The organism is Arenibacterium halophilum (genome assembly GCF_005938225.1).
Classification (GTDB): Bacteria; Pseudomonadota; Alphaproteobacteria; order Rhodobacterales; family Rhodobacteraceae; genus Arenibacterium; species Arenibacterium halophilum.
In genome coordinates this window covers 1,251,240-1,268,848 of sequence record NZ_VCPC01000002.1, presented here as the reverse complement: position 1 = coordinate 1,268,848, position 17,609 = coordinate 1,251,240, and the positions used below count along the sequence as shown (strand labels likewise).

Sequence of the window (17,609 nt, the reverse complement as noted above, 5' to 3'; positions counted from 1 at the left end):
GGTTCCGGCATATCATAGGGCGCGCCGGTGAATGTCCACCGCTTGGCCTGTGGCGCGATGCCGCCGCATTGGGCCGCGCGGGTTGGCAGGACGTGCCCGTGCGCCTATCTCTGGCGTGCCCCAGGTAAAAAAGGAACGCCGCATGCGCCACGCCATGATGATTGTAACCGCCCTTGCGGCGGTGCTGGCAAGCACAGGCGCGCCCCGGGCAGATACCCTGCGCGACCGATGCGATAACCGCGCGCGTGAGGTCAGCGGTTATTACGGTGGCCGGATCCCCAGCTTCAATATCGGCCCATTTACTGCGCGGATCGGCGGATCCGTGGCGATTGGGGTGGGCCGCAGCCGGGGCGCGACAAGCCCCGCTTCGCCGCCCTTCGCCGGATCCTACAGCGTGGAACGGCGCGAGGCCGCCAAGGCCAAGAAATATGAACGCGCCTTGGCCGATTGCATGGCGCGCGGCTAGATTACCGCTTTCAGATGCGCGCGCAGGGCGGCCACGCTGGCGCGCGTGCTGTCAAGAATGCCGGGTGCGCCGGGCGGGTCCGCCAGAGTGGTATACCAATGCTCAGGCGGGCGCTGTCCGGCGCGGCGGTGCCATGTCAGTCCCCGCAACACGGCCTGCGCCGATGGATCGAGCCTGTCGGGGATTTCCCGCCCAGAGATCACGGCCCAGATGCCGCTCCAACAGCGCGCCACCGACCACGGGTTATAGCCGCCCCCGCCGGTCACCAGCATCGGGATGCCAAGGCCCATCAGCGCGGCCACGGTGCGGCGATGGGCGGCATTCGTCCATTCCAGCCGCGAAAGCGGGTCTTCTGCTACCGCATCGGATCCGCATTGCAACACGATGGCGCCGGGGCGATGCGCCTGGACCACTGGCAGGATCAGAGAATCCAGCGCCATTGCGGCATCGCCATCGCCCGCGCTCCGCTCCAACGGCAGGTTCAGCGCGTTGCCGCACAGGCGTTCGGACAGCGTGCCGGTAAACGGCCAGCGGTCGGCTTCGTGGGTGGACACCATCAGCACCTCGGGTACTTCCGCAAAGGCATGGGCCACGCCGTCACAATGATGTGCGTCGATATCCACATAGGCCACGCGATCCACGCCCAGGCGGCGCAGGGCCAGGATCGCCAGAACCGGATCGTTCAGGAAACAGAAGCCGTTGGCCCGGTCGGGCAACCCGTGGTGCGTGCCGCCCGCGGGGTGGAACACGGTGCCGCCATGGGCGACCAGTTCGGCCGCCAGAAGCGCCCCTCCGGCAGAGGTGGCAGGGCGGCGAAACATTTCAGGGTAGACCGGGTTCGACAGGGTGCCCAGCCCGTGCTGCTGGCGAATGTCGTCGCTGACGGATTGCGTGGCCTCGGCCGCCTGCAACGCGGCGACATAGGCTGGCGTGTGAAAGGCCTGCAGCGCGGCGGGCCGCGCGCGGGGGCTGGTGCGATAGGCCGATTGCGGGAGCCACCCCAGGGTGCGGCACAGATCAATCACCGACGGCACGCGCGGAATCGCCAGCGGATGGCGGCTGCCGTAGGTCGAATTGCGATAGATGTCGTGGCCCAGAAACAGCGGGCCACCGGGGGACGGGGCAAGCATGATGCGCCGACCGTGGCCGCAAAAGCGCGGCGGCGCAATCCCTGCCGACTGTGGGATGGTATGGAGGGCAGGGGCACGTTATAGCGGGGACATGAGCGACCCGGTTGAGACATTCCCCCTGACATGGGCCCGGGCGCTGTGGGCGGCCATTGGCCGGATGAATCGCAACAACGGTTTTGTCATGGCAAGTCACGTCGCCATGTCGGTGATGCTGGCGGTGTTTCCCTTTATCCTCTTTGTCGTCGCGCTGGCGGGCGCGATGACCGGCGAAGTTGAAATCGATGACCTGATCCAGATCATCTTTGGCGTCTGGCCCGACGATATCGCCGCCCCCATCGTGGCCGAGATTCGCGCGGTGGTGAAAACCGACAGCACCAGCCTGATGACCCTCGGTGGGCTGGTGGCGCTGTATTTCGCCTCGAACGGGGTAGATGCGGTGCGCATCGCAATCAGTTCGGCCTATCGTGATTACGACCCGCGTCCGTTCTGGAAAACGCGGTTCGTGGCTGTGGTGTTTGTCCTGGTGGGCGGCGGGCTGATCATCGTCGGGTTGACTGTGGGCGTGGGGCTGCCTGCATACTTTCGCTATATCGCCGAGGTGGTGCCGGACCCGGTCGAGAACCGGTTCAGCAATTTGCTGAACAACGATTCCCTGAAATTCGTGGTGACGCTGACGTTTCTGACCTTTGCCGTGTCAGCCTGCCATATCTGGCTGCCTGGGTTGCGGCATCGTTTTGTCGATGTGTGGCCCGGGGTTGGGCTGACCATCGCGCTGTGGATCGCGGCGGTATGGGGGTTCTCGCTCTACATAGCCTATTTCGCGGATTACAACGCGACCTATGCGGGGCTGGCCGGGGCGATGGCGGCGCTGATCTTCCTGTATCTGATCGCGGTGATCCTGATTTTCGGGGCGGAATTCAACGGCGCATTACTGCGCGGACCTTCGAAACGCTGATGTAATTCCTTGCCTTGGCCGCAATCGGGCCATCGCCGTGGCGAAATCCCGCACCATCCTGTGGATAACGAACCGCAGGAGAAACGCCCATGACCACCCAGACCACACGCCAGTCACATGGGGCGCTGTTTGAATTGCTGCGCCAGCAAGGATTGTCGCGTCAGGCCGCGCATCGTTCGAAAAAACCAGAAAACCCGCAGCAGGACGCGCAGGACAGTCATGCATTTCTGGAGCGTGCGATCGCCAGCTGGGGCCGCCCCACATGGGCGACGCAGGGACCCGTGCAAGGGACGATATCAGGCGCCGCGAAAGCCCGTTGCCACAACGAATTTTTCCGAGCTGTCCGCGCGTGAGGCGGGCGGCTTGACGTTCGCGACCTTGGTGAACTTCTGCTTCAGCAGCTTCTGCAATTCTCCTTCGGCCCCGCCGGCCAGAACCTTGGCGACAAAGGTTCCGCCTTCGTCCAGCACGTCAAAAGCCAGATAGGCCGCGGCTTCGCATAGCGCGATGATGCGCAGGTGATCCGTCTGCTTGTGGCCCGATGACGCGGCGGCCATATCCGACATCACAACGTCGGCGCGGCCACCAAGCCACTCTTTCACCTGAAGGTCGGCGTCGTCGGCCATGAAGTCGAGCTGGTAGATGTCCGCACCCGCTATCGGCTCGACCTCTTGCAGATCGACGCCAATGATATGGCCCACCTTCTTGTCGGTGCGTTCGCCAAGGGCGTTGATGCGTTTCACGGCCACCTGCAGCCAGCCGCCCGGCGCGCAGCCCAGATCGACGACGCGGGCGCCCGGCACAAGAAAGCGGAACTTGTCGTCCAACTCGAGGATCTTGAAGGCAGCGCGCCCGCGATAGCCTTCGGCCTGCGCGCGACGCACATAAGGGTCGTTCAACTGACGTTGCAGCCAACGGGTCGAGGACAGCTTGCGCCCGCGCGCTGTCTTGACCTTGACCTTGAGATCGCGCTGTCCGCGCCCGGATGTGTTCTTGGTCATCGTTATGCCCGTTGCTGCAAGGGGTTTTCTTAGCGGCTGCGGGCCTGCCCGGCAAGGGTGCGCGCTGTCGCGGAAGGGGGCATTGCGCCGAAGGCGGGGAGCCTCCGGCGGGGATATTTGGCCCCAAAGAGATGCGGGGGCTAGAAGGGCCCGTCTTCCAGGACGCCATCTGCGCTCATCTGCGCGTACAACAGGCCTTCGCGCAGGCCGCGATCTGCGACCGAGAGCCGATCGGTCGGCCAGCAGCGCAGCAGCGCCTGAAGGATCGCGGCACCCGACATGATCAGTGCCTGACGATCTTCGCCGATGCGCGGATCGCGGCGCCGTCCGGCGGGACCAAGCGCAAGGTAGCGGCGGATCACGCGGTCGATCTGGTCGGATGTCATGCGCAGCCCGTCAACCTTGGTGCGATCATACCGTTTCAGGCCAAGGTGGCTGGCCGCCACGGTGGTCACGGTGCCCGAGGTGCCGACAATCTGGAACCCCTCGCGCAGTTGCTCGTCCTTGTAGGGCGCAAAATCGGCAAGGTTTTCCTCGAAAAACCAGCTCATCAGGGCAAAGCGCGCGGCATCGTCGGTGACGTCAGAAAATTGGTCGCGCAGGGTGGCCACGCCCAGCGGCACCGAGATCCAGTCGACCACGCGGGCCGAGGGAAACGGGCTGGCGGGCGGGTGGAACCCGGCGTGCAGCCGCATGATGGCGCGGGGCCGGTCGCGGTGGGGCACCGAGGACAGATCGATCCAGACCAGTTCGGTCGAGCCGCCGCCGATGTCGACCACCAGCAGCTGTTCGGTCTTGGTGCTGACCAGCGGCGCGCAGGAGATCACCGCAAGCCGGGCTTCTTCCTCGGGTTCGATGACTTCAAGGCGCAGGCCGGTTTCCAGCCGCACCTGGCGGATGAAATCGCGTGAGTTATGGGCACGCCGGCAGGCTTCGGTTGCGACAAGGCGCATCCGCGACACCTGATTGCGCTTCAGCTTCTGCTGACAGATGCGGAGCGCCTGGATCGTGCGCGCCATCGAGGTGCGCGACAACCGGCCGCTGTGTTCCAGACCGGCGCCGAGTTGCACCGATTTGGAGAAGCTGTCCACCACATGAAAGCCGCTGCCCTTGGGCTGGGCGACAAGCATACGACAGCTATTGGTGCCAAGATCCAGCGCGGCATAAAGCTCGGCTGGATCCGGACGTTCAGGCGCGGGGCTTTCGACCGCTTTCGGGAACGCGCCCGCACCAGTGGGACGCTTGGGCGCCATTGGTCACGCCCTCCGATTTCGAGTTACTTTGACAATAGGAGCGTTGTGCCCATGCCGCAAGGTGTTGCGTCGCGTCGCGGGGTCACCCCACGTCGCTGTTATCGGCGGTTGTGTCGAAAACAGGCAGCGGCGGGGCGCGCGCGTGCCGTAAACAGGCGCAAAGGCGCGGCGGCGCGAAGGAATCAGCACATGCCCGAAGTCACGATTGTTTATTGGCGCGATATCCCGGCCCAGGTGATCGTGGGCAAGGGCCGGCGCGGCACAAAACGGGTGCTGGCCGAACGGTTTGAACAGGCCATCGACCGAGCCGCGATGAAGGGGGGGGCCAAGGACAGCGATGCCTATCTGGCCGAGTGGCGCAAGGGCGATCCGGTCGAGATGGATGGCGCGCCGGAGGAGATTGCCGAAGCCGAAGTGGCGCGGCTTGAGGCTGAATACGACACCGCGCGCCTGAAGGCGCTGATCGACACCGACGGGCGGGCATGAGCCTGCGCAGATACTGGGAGGCCGCGATGGCACTTTTGAATTTCAGAAAACGCGAGGCCGCCGCGCCGCGTGGCGCCAGTGCCGAGGTCGAGGCCTTTCTGCAGGGCTATTCGATCGAGGTGATGCCGCGCACTGCCGAGAAGGTCGAGGATTTCCGCGCCCTGCTGCCGGAAGGCACGCGCGTGTACATCGCCCATATCGACGGCACGCCGATCGAGGATATGGTGGCGACGGCCAAGCGGCTCTCGTCCGACGGGTTCCAGGTGATGCCGCATTTCCCCGCGCGCATCATCCGTGACAAGGCGATGCTGGGCGACTGGATCGCGCGCTACCAGGGCGAGGCCGACGTGCGCCAGGCGCTGGTGCTGGCGGGTGGCGTGTCGGAGCCGCATGGCGACTTCGACAGCTCGATGCAGCTGCTGGAAACCGGGCTGTTCGGCGATGCCGGGTTCACGCGCCTGCATGTCGCCGGCCACCCCGAAGGCAACCGCGACATCGACCCCGATGGCGGCATGGCCAACGTGACCGACGCGCTGCGCTGGAAACAGCGGTTCCGCGACAGCTCGGACGCGCAGATGGCGCTGGCGACGCAGTTCGCGTTTGACGCCGATCCGATCATCGCCTGGGCCGACAGCCTGCGCGAGGCGGGCATCGACATTCCGGTGCACATCGGCATCGCCGGTCCGGCCAAGCTTCAGACGCTGATCAAGTTCGCCATCGCCTGCGGCGTCGGCCCCTCGCTGAAGGTGCTGCAAAAGCGCGCAATGGACGTGTCGAAACTGCTGCTGCCGTACGAGCCGACCGAGGTGATCGCCAAGCTGGCCGCGCACAAGGCGGCGCACCCCGATTTCAACATCGAGAACGTCCACTTCTTCCCCTTGGGCGGCATCAAGACCAATGCCAACTGGGCCATCGAAAATGGCGGCAACGCGGCCCGCCCGGCAGACATCACCGCAGAAAAGGCCAAGGCATGACCCGTACGATCCTTGAATCCAAGACCAAGACCGCCATCATCGGCTTTGACCAGCCGTTCTGCGTGATCGGCGAGCGGATCAACCCGACGGGCCGCAAGAAACTGGCGGCCGAGCTGGAAGCGGGCGATTTCTCGACCGTGGAAAAGGACGCGCTGGCGCAGGTTGCCGCCGGGGCGACCGTGCTCGATATCAACGCGGGCGTGGTCTATAACTCGAACCCCAACCCCAACGAGACCGAACCGCCGCTGATGCGCCAGATCGTTGAGCTGGTGCAGGGGCTGGTCGATGTGCCGCTGTGCATCGACAGTTCGGTTCCCGGCGCGCTGGAAGCCGGGCTGGAGGTGTGCCAGGGCCGCCCGCTGCTGAACTCGGTCACGGGCGAGGAAGACCGGCTCGAACTGGTGCTGCCGCTGGTCAAGAAATACAACGTGCCGGTTGTGGCGATTTCGAACGACGACACCGGCATTTCCGAAGACCCGGACGTGCGGTTCGCCGTTGCCAAGAAGATTGTGGAGCGCGCCGCCGATTTCGGCATTCCCGCGCATGACATCGTGGTCGATCCGCTGGTGATGCCGGTGGGCGCGATGGGCACCGCCGGGTTGCAGGTGTTCACGCTGGTGCGCCGACTGCGCGACGAGCTGGGCGTGAACACGACCTGCGGCGCCTCGAACATCAGCTTTGGCCTGCCCAACCGCCACGGGATCAACAATGCCTTCCTGCCGATGGCGATGGGCGCGGGCATGACCAGCGCGATCATGAACCCGGTCGCGCTGCCCGTGACGCAAAAGGCCATCGCCGAGAAGAAAGCCGAGATCGAAGCCGCCGGGATCGTGCTGCCCGAGGGCATGGATGACGAAACCTTTGTCACGCTGTTCGGCCTTGGTTCTACCAAATCCCGCGCGGGCAAGGAGATGGAGGCCATCCGCGCCGCCAACTTCCTGACCAACAACGACCCGCATGGTGGGGAATGGATCCGCTTTAACAAGCCGCCTGCGAAAGACGGCGAAGAGGGACGTGGCCGGGGCGGCCGGGCCGGCAGTCGGCGCCGCCGGGCTTGATCGCATCGCGCCTTTGACCCTAGACTTGATCCGCCGCACCCTACCGGGCGCGGCGGATTTTTTTCACGGCAGGGCCGGTTTCGGCCTGATTTGGCACGAAGGGCAATTGGCATGACGGATACGGCAAAGGACCTGGCCGAGATCATCAAGGAAATCGAAGAAGTCGATACCTGCATCACCGATCTTGAAGCGGACGCGCGCAAAGACCCAAAAACCAACGCGGCACGGCACAACAAATTCGCCTGCAAGGCGCTGCGCCGCTATCGGGTGCGGTTGACCGAGGCACGCGACGACATTCTTGCCACGATGACCGCAGGCTAGGCGCGCGAAGGCCATTGAACATGCGCCCAATTGCGGCCAACCTGTCGATATCGTCAGGGGGAGGCGCATGACAGACAGTTTCAGGTGGCAGGCGGTCGATATTGCCGCGCAGGTCCGCGCGGGCGAGGTAACGGCGGCGCGCGTGGCGCGCGACCATCTTGACCGGATCGAGGCCGTGAACCCGGGGTTGAACGCCATCGTCCAGCACGACCCGGACGCGGCCTTGCAAGCGGCCGAAGCGGTGGATGCAGCGTTGGCGCGGGGCGATGACCCGGGGCCGCTGGCGGGTGTGCCGGTGACGATCAAGGTCAACGTCGATCAGGCGGGCTGCGCTACCACCAACGGGCTGACCCTGCAACGTGACCTGATGGCCCAAAGCGACAGCCCCGTCGTCGCCAACCTGCGCGCGGCGGGCGCGGTGATCGTGGGGCGCACCAATACGCCCGCGTTTTCGATGCGCTGGTTCACCGAAAACGGGCTGCATGGTCGCACGTTGAATCCGCGCAACGCGGCGCTGACGCCGGGCGGATCGTCAGGTGGGGCGGCCTCGGCCGTGGCGGCGGGGATGTGTGCCATCGCACATGGCACCGATATCGCCGGGTCGATCCGCTATCCGGCCTATGCCTGCGGGTTGCAGGGGATACGGCCCACGCTGGGGCGTGTGCCCGCGCGCAATGCCTCGGGGCCGGATCGGTTGCTTGGGGCACAGCTGATGGCGGTGTCGGGTCCGATCGCCCGCTCGGTGGCCGATACGCGCATGGCGCTGACGGCCATGGCGGTCGGCAGCACCGAAGATCCGTGGTGGGTGCCCGCTCCGCTGGAGGCAGGCGCGTTGCCGCGGCGCGTTGGGCTGATCGCAGCGCCCGATGGTATGCCTGTTGCACCTGAGGTGACCGAAGCGCTGGATCGCGCGGCGGCGGCCCTGCGTGCGGCAGGCTGGCACGTGGATACCGTGAGCGGGCCCGGATTCCGCAAGGCGGCTGACATCAACGCCCAGCTCTGGATGGCAGAGGCACGGTACACCACCGACATGATTGCCCGCGAAGGGGATGCCGCCGCGCAGTTCGTTTTTGCCCGGATGACGGCGGATTCGCCCGAAATGGATCTGCCCGCATTGATGGAGGCGCTGCGCGCGCGTGTTGGCGTCCAACGCGATTGGGCACGCTTTCTGGCGGATTATCCTGTGGTGCTGTGCCCCAGTTCCGGGATGCTGCCCTTTGAACAGGATCTCGACATCCGGTCCGAGGCCGATTTCGACCGGGTGATGGAGGCGCAGTTGATCCAGCGCGCGCTGCCGACGCTGGGCATGCCCGGGCTGGCCGTATCGACCGGCATGGCCGGTGACGCGCCTTGCGGGGTGCAGCTGATCGCAGACCGCTTCCGCGAAGATGTCCTGTTCCGCGCGGGAGCGGTGATTGAAGCGGCTTGTGGCCTGCCCACGGTCGCCGACCCGAAGTGATACGAAACGTAACGGATCAAAATAAATGCCCCAAACAATTACCCGACATGTCAAAGACATGGTGGCCGAGGCCAATACTGTTGTCGAGACGATCAGCGTTGATACCTTGCGCGCGCTGCTTGGCTCGCCCGATCACGTCATCGTCGATCTGCGCGACCCGCGCGAGTTGAAGCGCGAAGGCAAGATCCCCGGTGCGTTTTCCTGCCCGCGCGGAATGCTGGAATTCTGGATCGACCCGGACAGCCCGTATCACAAGCCGGTGTTCAACCAGGACAAAACCTATGTCTTCTACTGCGCAAGCGCGTGGCGCTCGGCCCTGTCGGCACGGGTGGCGCAAGACATGGGCCTGACGCCGGTTGCCCATCTGGCAGGCGGATTCAGCGAATGGCAGGCAGCGGGAGCGCCCGTGGAAGATGTTGGCTGACTGCCGCACCCGGCTCGGCGGAAACTGGCTTGCAGGCGCTTGCCGCAGTCAAACGAAACCGGAACATTGGATCGGGTTCAGACGTTTTGTTCGCGTAACGGAAACCAATCCGTAACGGAGGAGAAAACGATGACGACGATGGAATACACATCCGCTCTGGTGTCCTCGGCTGACGTGGACGGAACCAACGTTTATGGCAATGACGGCGACAAGGTTGGCCATATCGACCACGTGATGATCGACAAGAAGTCAGGAAAGGTGGCTTATGCCGTGATGCATTTCGGCGGCTTCCTCGGACTTGGCGAAACGCAACATCCAGTGCCGTGGGATGCGCTGAAATACGACACCTCGAAAGAGGGTTATGTCACCGGGATCACGCAGGATCAGCTGGAACGCGCCCCGACACGCGACACCAACTGGCAGCATGATCGCGACTGGGAACAGCGCGTGCACGATCACTACGCAATGCCCTATTACTGGATCTAGGTGGTCCCTGCTGGCAGGGGGGCATCCCTGAAGCGCAGGACAATATTGAACAAAGGCCGCGCCTGACCGGGCGCGGCCTTTCACATTTCCGCGTCCGTGCTGACTTTTCGCGCAATTGCGCTATACTGTTTGGGTATTGGTGTGTTGATTGGTGATGGTGGCCCAGATGGGCAATGTGAAACGGCACGTCTCGCTTGCAGCCTCGAATGAGGACACAAGGGAGGCCGGCTATCTCGACAGAACGCTCAGCTGGTCCGAGCGCCTGCGCTTGGCGCGTGAGGCGCGGACGGTAACACTCGGCGATGCTCCGGAGCGGCGGGTGCTGCCCGTGCGCAAGCCCTGGGAGCGCGAAGCCGAACCGGAAGAGAAGGGCACGGCCCAGAATGATCCCGTCGAGCTTGCCCAGCTGATCACGCTGAACGCCGACAACCCAGAGCAGGCCCGCAAAACCGTGCGCGAGCGCCGTGCAGAGCTGATTTCGCAATTTGCCGCCCGGTCTGACCCTGCGACCTATGACGCCGAACCCGAGACTGACCAAACAGGTCCGGACGGAACGGTGCTTGATCCGGTGTCGGATCGCAAAGCGTCTGTCGCGCAGGCGCGCCCAATCTCGAAACCCCTCAGCACGGGATTTGCGGCGGCTCAGGGCACGCCTCGGCGCCGATGGCCCATCTTCGCGGCGCTTGTGCTTGCGCTGGCGATGCTAGGTGCCGGGGCCATCATTGTTCTGACCAGAGCCGAGCCCGCAGTGGCCCCCTCATCCGACGAGACAAGCGCCGTTCGCCCGGTGGTGCCTGCAGTTGTGGCGCGCGCGCCGCAACCATCGTCGGCCATGCTCGCTCCGGGTGACGTGCAGGCCGGTCCAGATGCGCCCATTGCATCGTCGGCAGGGCCCGTTCGGCGCGTTCCTGCGCTGCTGTCGGAAGATCCCGCCCTGATTGACGAGAGGGTTCCGACACGGAGCACCCGCGTGGCGATGCCTGTGTTTCCCACGTCGCCCAGGCTGGTTCCCATCGCGCCAAGCATTGCATCGCCAAGCATTGCATCGCAGCAGGCGTGGATCGCAGAGGACACGGCCCGTACAGATTTTCACGCGACAGCGCCCGGGGAAATGCATCTGCCATCATCGGACCAGATGCCAATCTGCCTTGGATGCGACGCATCCGGGCTGACCGGTCTGGCGGGGCTGGATGTGGTCGTGCACACGGCACATCTGAACGCGCCGAATGGCGAGGCACTGCGTGCCGCCTTGGCTTTGGCCGGCGCCAACAGTCTGCGCGAGCGATATGCGCCTATCGCGGCGTCGCAAGGGCAAGTCCGCTATTACGATGCTGCTCAGGCCGATACCGCCCGTCAGGTCGCGGGAATGTTCGGCGGCACTGTCGTTGATCTGACATGGTATCGTCCGCGGCCCGAAACGCCGCGTCTCGATATTTTATTGCCGGGAGGGGCTTGATCCGGTTCCGGCGCGATCTGCCCGGTATATCGGGCTTTAGAGTGGGGGAATTTCGACGTATGACACAGGGATTGAAGTTTATCGCGATGGGCGCGTCCATCGTCCTCGCCGGTTTGGCGCCAACCGCAGGCGCGGCGCAATCATCTGCCGCCCAGCCATCTGACCAAGTGTCCGATCAAGTCGCCGAACCAGAGAGCAATTCGCTCAAAGTTTATTTCACCAGCGGCAGTTCCCGCGTGCAGGCCGATCAGGCGGCTACCCTTGATCTTGCCGCGCGTACCTTTCGGGATGGTAACCCATTGGTGATGGTCGTTTCCGGAGGTGCCGATACTGTGGGCGATCCCTTGGAAAACCTTGACCTTTCCCTGCGTCGTGCCTCCAGTGTGGCAGACGGTCTTGTGGCACGTGGCATCCCCGTAACGCGTCTTCAGGTGCTGGGCCGAGGCAACAGTGAATTGCGGATTCCAACCGAACCGGGCGTCCCGGAAGAGGGCAACCGGGTCGTCGAAATCAGCTGGCGATGATGCGATACATCGCGCTGGCCCTGCTGCTGTTGGCACAGCTTGCCAACGGTGCCGCACCCGCCCGGGCGCAAGACGGCGCTGCACCTGTGGAAGCCGGTCCCGATGCAGCCCAGCAGCTGTTTGACCAGAAAGACTACGCAGGTGCGGCCCGCCTGTGGCAGATCGCGGCGGCGCGCGGGTCATCGCAGGCCAAGCTGGCTTTGGGCTTGATGGCCGATCAGGGCCTTGGCCAGCCTCGGGATCACGCCCGCGCATTCCAATGGTATCTGGATGCCGGGTCCGACGGGTTGGCCGAGGCGCAGTTCAATGTGGGCGTCATGCTTGACTCCGGCATTGGTGTATCCCGGGATTCGCGTGCGGCGCTGGTCTGGTATACCCGGGCGGCACTGCGAGGGCACGCGCGCGCGCAATACAACACCGCCCTGATGCTCGCAGCCGACGACCCGGCGAATGGCTCGGGCAAAACCACAGGCTCTGCCGACCCCAAGGCCGCGCGCTACTGGTTCTCGCGTGCCGCAACGCTGCCCGCCTCGCAAGCTCAGCTTGCGCGGCTTGACGGCGCGACAGCTACAGTGGTCGGAGATCGCCCCGACGTGATATTTCAGGCGCAATCAGCGGGCCGGATCGAACTGGTCTGGTCCGGGGCAGGCGCCGCGCGCTATGGGGTCGAAGTGGTCGCGATACCCGACGCGGCACAGGGGTATGCCGAACCTCTTGCGCTGGTGGTGACACCGGGAACCGGCGCGATCGCCGACTACACAGCACCCGATCCGCAGGTGCTCTGGCGGGTGCTGGCATTTGACGACTCTGGCACCGATTATACGGCGGCACCATGGCAGGGCAGGGCCGGGACAACCCTGCCGCGGGGCCGAGTCCGCATTGCCGCACCTCCAATCCCCGAGGCGGCTGCCTTCGTTGGGCTTCTCGCCGAGGACCTGCGCCGCGCGGGCTATTGGGTCCGCCCGGGCACGGTTTCTGCCTCCGGGAGCGTTACAGGAACCGAGATCGGATACAGCTACGCCGCCGACAAGGCCCTTGCCGCGCGTGTGGCATCCACGCTGCCTTCATCTGCCGGAATCCGCCTGCGGCAACTCGAAAATGGCAGCACGCTACCGGGCGAAATTATCGTCGCCCTATCGTCCGGTGGCGACGAAACACAATGAACCACTTCTTTGGGGGCCAAATATCCCGGGGGACTCCGCGCAGCGGAGGGGGGCAGAGCCCCCGTCGCACCTTTGCAGCCAATCTGTACGCGCCCGGGTCAGCCCCTCAGCGCAACCAGATGATTGTCCCAGTTGCGATCCTGCCGCGCCAGCGGGCGGGTGCGGTCGCCCTCCAGCGCGATCAGCCCGCCGTGCCCGTCACTGGCCACAAACCCGGTGCGCGCAGGCGCCAGTCCGCAAACATCTGCGCGCGCCACGTGGCCGAGAAAGGCCCCATCTTCGACGGCAAAGCGATGAATACGTCCGCCTTTCGGAGAGGTTATTGCCACCTCGCTGCCCGCGCCTGAAATAGCGATGCTTCCGGCGTAGCCTTTCATGGTCAATTCATCCTCCAATGGGGCTTCGGCCGGCTCCAACGCCGCGCGCCCGGGGCGGTGAAGTGCAATCAGCGGCGGCGCGGCGCCGTCTTCGCCCTGCCATTGCATCGCCACGCCCACCGTTCCATCCGCGCCCAGGGCAAGGTGACGGATCGAGTTCTGGTGCAGCCCGGCCAGCGGATCGAGTTGCTCGGCCAAAGCGCCCTCTAACGTCAGATACGTCAGGTTGGGCCGCATAGTGGTAAGGTTCAGCTTGTCCCGCGTGGCCGGGTCGGTGGCGATGCCGCCGTTTGCGATGACCAGCTTGAGTCCATCCGGCATAAGGCGCAGGTCATGAGGCCCGATCCCGCCACTGTCGACCGCGCCGATCCGGCGATAGCCGCCGCGCACATCCCACATGCCGATGCGCCCGGCACTCGTGTCGGCCATCTGTTCCGAGGTGAACAGCACCGCACCATCGGGAGAGAACGCCCCATGCCCGTTGAAATTGAGCCCCTCGGGGGGCGTCAGGTTATGGCGCACCGTGCCGCTGGCACAGTCAACCACCAGCGCAAAGCGGCCCGGGCGGCGGGCAAAGGCCACGGCCTCGGCCCGGGTGGGATGCGCCGCGCCGGCATGGCCGCGCGCGGGCAGGGGGACTCGAAACATGTCCGCCCCCGCCTCATCCAGCCCGAACAGGGCAAAACCGCCATCGGGTTCACGCGCGGCCGCCAGATAGGCGGGTTGACCCACGTCGGCCCAGCCCAGCCGGGGGGCGGCCCCGGCGGCCAGCAGCGTGGCCAGGAAGGCGCGGCGCGAGGTCATGGCCTAATCCCCGTCCTGTGCGTTGAACCCGGCGGAAATGCCCAATTCGGCCCCCACCTCGGTGGTGATCGACAGCTTCAGCGCGCGCACCGCCTGTTGCAGCACCTCGACCTTCAGCCGCGCCTGCAGGTCGGTGATGTTCTGGAACGACGGGTCGGCGATAGCGGCGCCTGCGCGCTCGACCGCCTCGAGTGCTTCATCGGTTTCCGGCAAGGGATGATCGGCCAGCGCCTGCGCCATCGCATGGGCGGCGCGGGCAACGTTCAGCACATTCGGCAGGCTGCGCTGCGACCGCCAGGCCTCGGCCCGGCGCGGGCGGGGGCGGTCGAAGGTGCCCAGAGGCCCCCCCAGCCGCGTGTCGGCGGTGAATTCCAGCGAGGCGGTGATCTGGGTATAGATCGCGCGCAGCGCCTCGGAGGCGTCCTGAAACTGGGCATTGCCATCACCGCCGGGGGCGCGCAGCTTTGGCGCGAAGGCATCCCAGCCGGTCTCCAGCGCAACCGCCTGCCGCGCCAGATCGGCGGAAATCGCCTGCACCAGCGCGCAGGCGCGGTCCTGAGGCCCGTAGTCGGCAAAGGCCGGATCATACAGCATCATGTCCAGCGCCATCAGCCCGCGCGCGGCGATCGAGGCGTCGCTGAACGCCTCGGGCGTCAGCATGCCGGCATCGTCCGAGCCGAGGATCTGGCGCAACGCCTTGGGGGTGAACCCGCGCGCGTCGGGCCAGAACACGACCGAAAGCGCGCCGTTTTCCGACGGGCCAAGGCGCAGATCGGCCAGCGGGCCCCAGGCATCGAAAGCTGTGTGGTAGGCCGGGCGCAGCGCCTTGGCCGTGCAATCGGCCTGTGCGGCGCTGTCCAGCTGCTCGGTGGCGTCGGCAAAATCGGTCAGCGCGGGCAGGATGTGGCTGTCGACCACTTCGGCCACATCAGCGTTCGCCGGGGCGGTGAACGCCAGCGCCAGCAGAGGTGCCATGATCAGGCGCGGCACGGACGGGACGGGGGATGACATGGTTACAGGCTCTCCAGAAAGGCGATCAGGGCGGCACGGTCGGCAGGCGGCATGGCGATCACGCGCTGGCGGGCGGGCTCGGCCTCTCCGCCGTGCCACAGGATCGCCTCGAGCAGGGTGCGCGCGCGCCCATCGTGAAGGTAGGTTTCAACACCGCTGACCTGCGCGGTCAACCCGATGCCCCACAGCGGCGGCGTGCGCCATTCGTGGCCCGTCGCGCGGGCCTCGGGGCGGTGGTCGGCCAGTCCTTCGCCCATGTCGTGCAGCAGCATGTCGGTATAGGGCCAGACCAGCTGAAAACTTTGTTCCGGCTGATCGCTCAGCCGATGGGTCACGAATTTCGGCGTGTGGCAGGATGTGCAGCCGCTGTCATAAAACACCTTCTTGCCGTGTAGCACCTCGGCCGCGCCTGCGTCGGGTCGTTCGGGCACGGCCAGATTGCGGCTGTAAAACGTCACAAGGTCCAGCCCCTCGGCATCAATCTCGAACCCGCCATGTGCGGCGTCGCCACCGCCCGGTGCGGCGCGGCAGGCCACCTGTTCGGCAGTGCATTCACCGAAGTCATCCGGGAACAGCGGGTTTGAGATTCCGATATCCCCGGCAAAGGCGGCGGCGGATTGTTCGCGCACCGTGGGTGCCCCGGCCTTCAGCCCGAAGCGGCCCAGCATCGGGCGGTCGAATTCATGCGACCAGACGATATTGGCGCGGCCCGAAATGCCATCGCCATCGGCATCCTCGGGATCGGCCAGCGCCAGAATATCAGCGGCCGGGATCGCCTCGAGCAGGCCCAGTCCGATCATCTGCGGCGCCACGCGGGGCGACAGCATCGCGTCGGGGTGCAGCGGGCCATAGCGCAGATCCTCGGCCGTGTAGGTGGGCGCGCGCAGCGTGACGATTTCGCCGCCGGACAGCGCGACGGGCACGTCTTCATAGGTAATGCCCAGCCGGTACTCGGCCTTCTGGCCCGGCGTCGCAAAATCCTGCAACTGGCCGCCATAGACCGGATCGGGCGCGGTGCTGAGAAACTCGGTGATCTCGGTCGCCTCGGCCCCCGGGTCGGAGGGCACGGAAATGCGCAGGAACATCGACACGGCGGTGTCTTCCGGACCCTCGGGTGGATGGCCGCGCCCATCCTTGATGTGGCAGTTCTGGCAGCCGCGCGCATTATACAGCGGACCGAGCCCGTCCGACCCGACGGTGGAGGAGGGCGCCGAAACCCAGATCTTGCGGAACAGCCCGTTGCCGACCTTGAAATCAAGCTCGCGGTCAAACCCCATGCCGCCAGAGGGCTGGGAAAACGCATCGGCATTGGTACGCCGCCGCACGGTCGCCTTGCCGCCGGGGTTCACCTCGAACGGTTCGGCGCGGGTGAAATCGCGCGTGGGTGCTACGGCCGCAGCGATGCGGGCGGATTCATCAACGGTACGGGGGGTGATGGAAAGATGCGGATCATCCGCGAAAGGGGTAGTTTGCGGCCCCTGGGCAGCCGCCGGCAGAACACCGGCGGCAAAAATCACAGCAACAATGGCCTTATTCGGCCTCGTCCATCGTGTTAGCATTGAGAAGGGCATATTTCTCCGGACCAAGGCGGTCAAACAGGTCGATCTGGGTTTCCAGAAAGTCGATATGGCCTTCCTCGTCAACCAGCAGTTCCTCGAACAGCTTCATCGACACATAGTCGTTCACTTCGTTGCAGTAGCCGCGCGCCTCGCGATACAGGTCACAGGCTTCCTTTTCCGCCGCCAGATCGGCGTCGAGCGTTTCACGCGGCGTTTCCCCGATGCGCAGCGCGTCCAGCTTTTGCAGGTTCGGATGGCCACCCAGGAACAGGACACGCTGGATCAGCTTGTCGGCGTGGTGCATCTCTTCGATGCTTTCCTCGCGGCTTTTCTTGGCCATCTTGCCAAGGCCCCAGTCTTCCTGAAGGCGGTAGTGCAGCCAATACTGGTTGACGGCTGTCAGCTCGGATCGGATGGCCCGGTTCAGGTATTCGATAACCTTGGGATCGCCTTGCATGTGCGTGATTCCTGTGTTGATCCGGCGCGCAGATGCCGGAGTTGGGGTGGAACCTCGACATTATCATTCGTGCGCATGGTGGCAAGGAACAGCGGCATGCAACCTCCGCAATCGGCCGATTTTCCAAGTGCCCGGTAAACCTTGCCCGGTGTGATGATCGCCTGCGCGTCCGCGGCGCGCATCCAGTCGATGGCGGCGTGGATGTCCTTGTCGGAAATGCTTTTGCAATGGCAGACGATCATACT

Annotated in this window: 21 protein-coding genes; 13 read left to right on the top strand and 8 right to left on the bottom strand. The window is 65.2% G+C overall.

Translation table 11 applies throughout. The annotated features are described in order from the left end of the window. The first annotated feature begins 142 nt into the window (after positions 1 to 142). Positions 143 to 466 (top strand): hypothetical protein, encoded by a 324-nt coding sequence (locus FGK64_RS12830; protein WP_138864164.1) that lies wholly within the window; start codon positions 143 to 145, stop codon positions 464 to 466. On the opposite strand, the gene FGK64_RS12825 is transcribed toward FGK64_RS12830, so the two are convergent. Next, positions 463 to 1,596 (bottom strand): acetoin utilization protein AcuC, encoded by a 1,134-nt coding sequence (locus tag FGK64_RS12825; protein WP_138864163.1) that lies wholly within the window; start codon positions 1,594 to 1,596, stop codon positions 463 to 465. The genes FGK64_RS12830 and FGK64_RS12825 overlap by 4 nt on opposite strands. 91 nt (positions 1,597 to 1,687) lie before the next feature. Between FGK64_RS12825 and FGK64_RS12820 the strand changes: the two genes are divergently transcribed. Next, the gene (locus tag FGK64_RS12820; protein ID WP_138864162.1) at positions 1,688 to 2,551 is read left to right on the top strand and encodes a YihY/virulence factor BrkB family protein; all 864 of its coding nucleotides are present in this window, start codon (positions 1,688 to 1,690) and stop codon (positions 2,549 to 2,551) included. A gap of 89 nt (positions 2,552 to 2,640) precedes the next feature. Then, on the top strand, positions 2,641 to 2,904 hold the full coding sequence (locus FGK64_RS12815) for a hypothetical protein (protein WP_138864161.1): 264 nt from the start codon (positions 2,641 to 2,643) through the stop codon (positions 2,902 to 2,904). Here the strand turns inward: FGK64_RS12815 and FGK64_RS12810 are convergent. Both FGK64_RS12810 and FGK64_RS12805 read right to left on the bottom strand, forming a co-directional pair. Then, positions 2,848 to 3,552 (bottom strand): RlmE family RNA methyltransferase, encoded by a 705-nt coding sequence (locus FGK64_RS12810; RefSeq protein WP_138864160.1) that lies wholly within the window; start codon positions 3,550 to 3,552, stop codon positions 2,848 to 2,850. The two genes, FGK64_RS12815 and FGK64_RS12810, sit on opposite strands and share 57 nt — an antisense overlap. Positions 3,553 to 3,692: 140 nt before the next feature. Further along, complete coding sequence (locus FGK64_RS12805) at positions 3,693 to 4,805, bottom strand: Ppx/GppA phosphatase family protein (protein WP_138864159.1); 1,113 nt, start codon at positions 4,803 to 4,805, stop codon at positions 3,693 to 3,695. A 189-nt stretch (positions 4,806 to 4,994) separates the two neighbouring features. Here FGK64_RS12805 and FGK64_RS12800 point away from each other — a divergent pair, with 189 nt between their 5' ends. The 10 genes from FGK64_RS12800 to FGK64_RS12755 all read left to right on the top strand — a co-directional run bounded on the left by FGK64_RS12800 (position 4,995) and on the right by FGK64_RS12755 (position 13,156). After that, positions 4,995 to 5,291, top strand: coding sequence for a virulence factor (locus FGK64_RS12800; RefSeq protein WP_138864158.1), 297 nt, complete (start codon positions 4,995 to 4,997; stop codon positions 5,289 to 5,291). 26 nt (positions 5,292 to 5,317) lie between these two features. Beyond that, on the top strand, positions 5,318 to 6,265 hold the full coding sequence (locus tag FGK64_RS12795; protein ID WP_138864323.1) for a methylenetetrahydrofolate reductase: 948 nt from the start codon (positions 5,318 to 5,320) through the stop codon (positions 6,263 to 6,265). Next, complete coding sequence (locus FGK64_RS12790) at positions 6,262 to 7,323, top strand: methyltetrahydrofolate cobalamin methyltransferase (RefSeq protein ID WP_138864157.1); 1,062 nt, start codon at positions 6,262 to 6,264, stop codon at positions 7,321 to 7,323. Before FGK64_RS12795 ends, FGK64_RS12790 begins: the two co-directional genes overlap by 4 nt. A gap of 111 nt (positions 7,324 to 7,434) precedes the next feature. After that, positions 7,435 to 7,644, top strand: a complete 210-nt coding sequence (locus FGK64_RS12785) for a hypothetical protein (RefSeq protein WP_138864156.1) — start codon at positions 7,435 to 7,437, stop codon at positions 7,642 to 7,644. Positions 7,645 to 7,711: 67 nt separating this feature from the next. Then, positions 7,712 to 9,103 carry an amidase family protein gene (locus tag FGK64_RS12780; protein WP_138864155.1) on the top strand — a complete coding sequence of 464 codons (1,392 nt, stop codon included), beginning with the start codon at positions 7,712 to 7,714 and terminating at the stop codon, positions 9,101 to 9,103. Positions 9,104 to 9,128: 25 nt separating this feature from the next. Next, positions 9,129 to 9,527, top strand: a complete 399-nt coding sequence (locus tag FGK64_RS12775; RefSeq protein WP_138864154.1) for a rhodanese-like domain-containing protein — start codon at positions 9,129 to 9,131, stop codon at positions 9,525 to 9,527. Between the two features lie 129 nt (positions 9,528 to 9,656). After that, positions 9,657 to 10,013: a PRC-barrel domain-containing protein gene (locus FGK64_RS12770; protein WP_138864153.1), complete on the top strand. Its 357-nt coding sequence runs from the start codon at positions 9,657 to 9,659 to the stop codon at positions 10,011 to 10,013. Between the two features lie 166 nt (positions 10,014 to 10,179). Next, positions 10,180 to 11,469 (top strand): hypothetical protein, encoded by a 1,290-nt coding sequence (locus tag FGK64_RS12765; protein ID WP_138864152.1) that lies wholly within the window; start codon positions 10,180 to 10,182, stop codon positions 11,467 to 11,469. A gap of 59 nt (positions 11,470 to 11,528) precedes the next feature. Next, positions 11,529 to 11,993 (top strand): OmpA family protein, encoded by a 465-nt coding sequence (locus tag FGK64_RS12760; protein ID WP_246057750.1) that lies wholly within the window; start codon positions 11,529 to 11,531, stop codon positions 11,991 to 11,993. After that, the gene (locus FGK64_RS12755) at positions 11,990 to 13,156 is read left to right on the top strand and encodes a tetratricopeptide repeat protein (RefSeq protein WP_138864151.1); all 1,167 of its coding nucleotides are present in this window, start codon (positions 11,990 to 11,992) and stop codon (positions 13,154 to 13,156) included. Before FGK64_RS12760 ends, FGK64_RS12755 begins: the two co-directional genes overlap by 4 nt. A 98-nt stretch (positions 13,157 to 13,254) precedes the next feature. Here FGK64_RS12755 and FGK64_RS12750 read toward each other — a convergent pair whose 3' ends face one another. From FGK64_RS12750 to FGK64_RS12730, 5 genes are read right to left on the bottom strand one after another with little or no spacing between them, the layout of a single operon-like run. Continuing rightward, a complete protein-coding gene (locus tag FGK64_RS12750) occupies positions 13,255 to 14,337 on the bottom strand; it encodes a DUF1513 domain-containing protein (RefSeq protein WP_138864150.1) in 1,083 nt (360 codons plus the stop codon). A gap of 3 nt (positions 14,338 to 14,340) precedes the next feature. Next, entirely contained in the window at positions 14,341 to 15,348 is a 1,008-nt protein-coding gene (locus FGK64_RS12745; protein WP_246057749.1) for an imelysin family protein, read from the bottom strand. A 2-nt stretch (positions 15,349 to 15,350) separates the two neighbouring features. Further along, entirely contained in the window at positions 15,351 to 16,907 is a 1,557-nt protein-coding gene (locus tag FGK64_RS12740) for a di-heme oxidoreductase family protein (protein ID WP_138864149.1), read from the bottom strand. Continuing rightward, positions 16,879 to 17,364, bottom strand: coding sequence for a bacterioferritin (gene bfr, locus FGK64_RS12735; RefSeq protein ID WP_138864148.1), 486 nt, complete (start codon positions 17,362 to 17,364; stop codon positions 16,879 to 16,881). Before bfr ends, FGK64_RS12740 begins: the two co-directional genes overlap by 29 nt. After that, positions 17,331 to 17,606 carry a (2Fe-2S)-binding protein gene (locus tag FGK64_RS12730; protein WP_138864147.1) on the bottom strand — a complete coding sequence of 92 codons (276 nt, stop codon included), beginning with the start codon at positions 17,604 to 17,606 and terminating at the stop codon, positions 17,331 to 17,333. Before FGK64_RS12730 ends, bfr begins: the two co-directional genes overlap by 34 nt. Positions 17,607 to 17,609 lie beyond the last annotated feature (3 nt).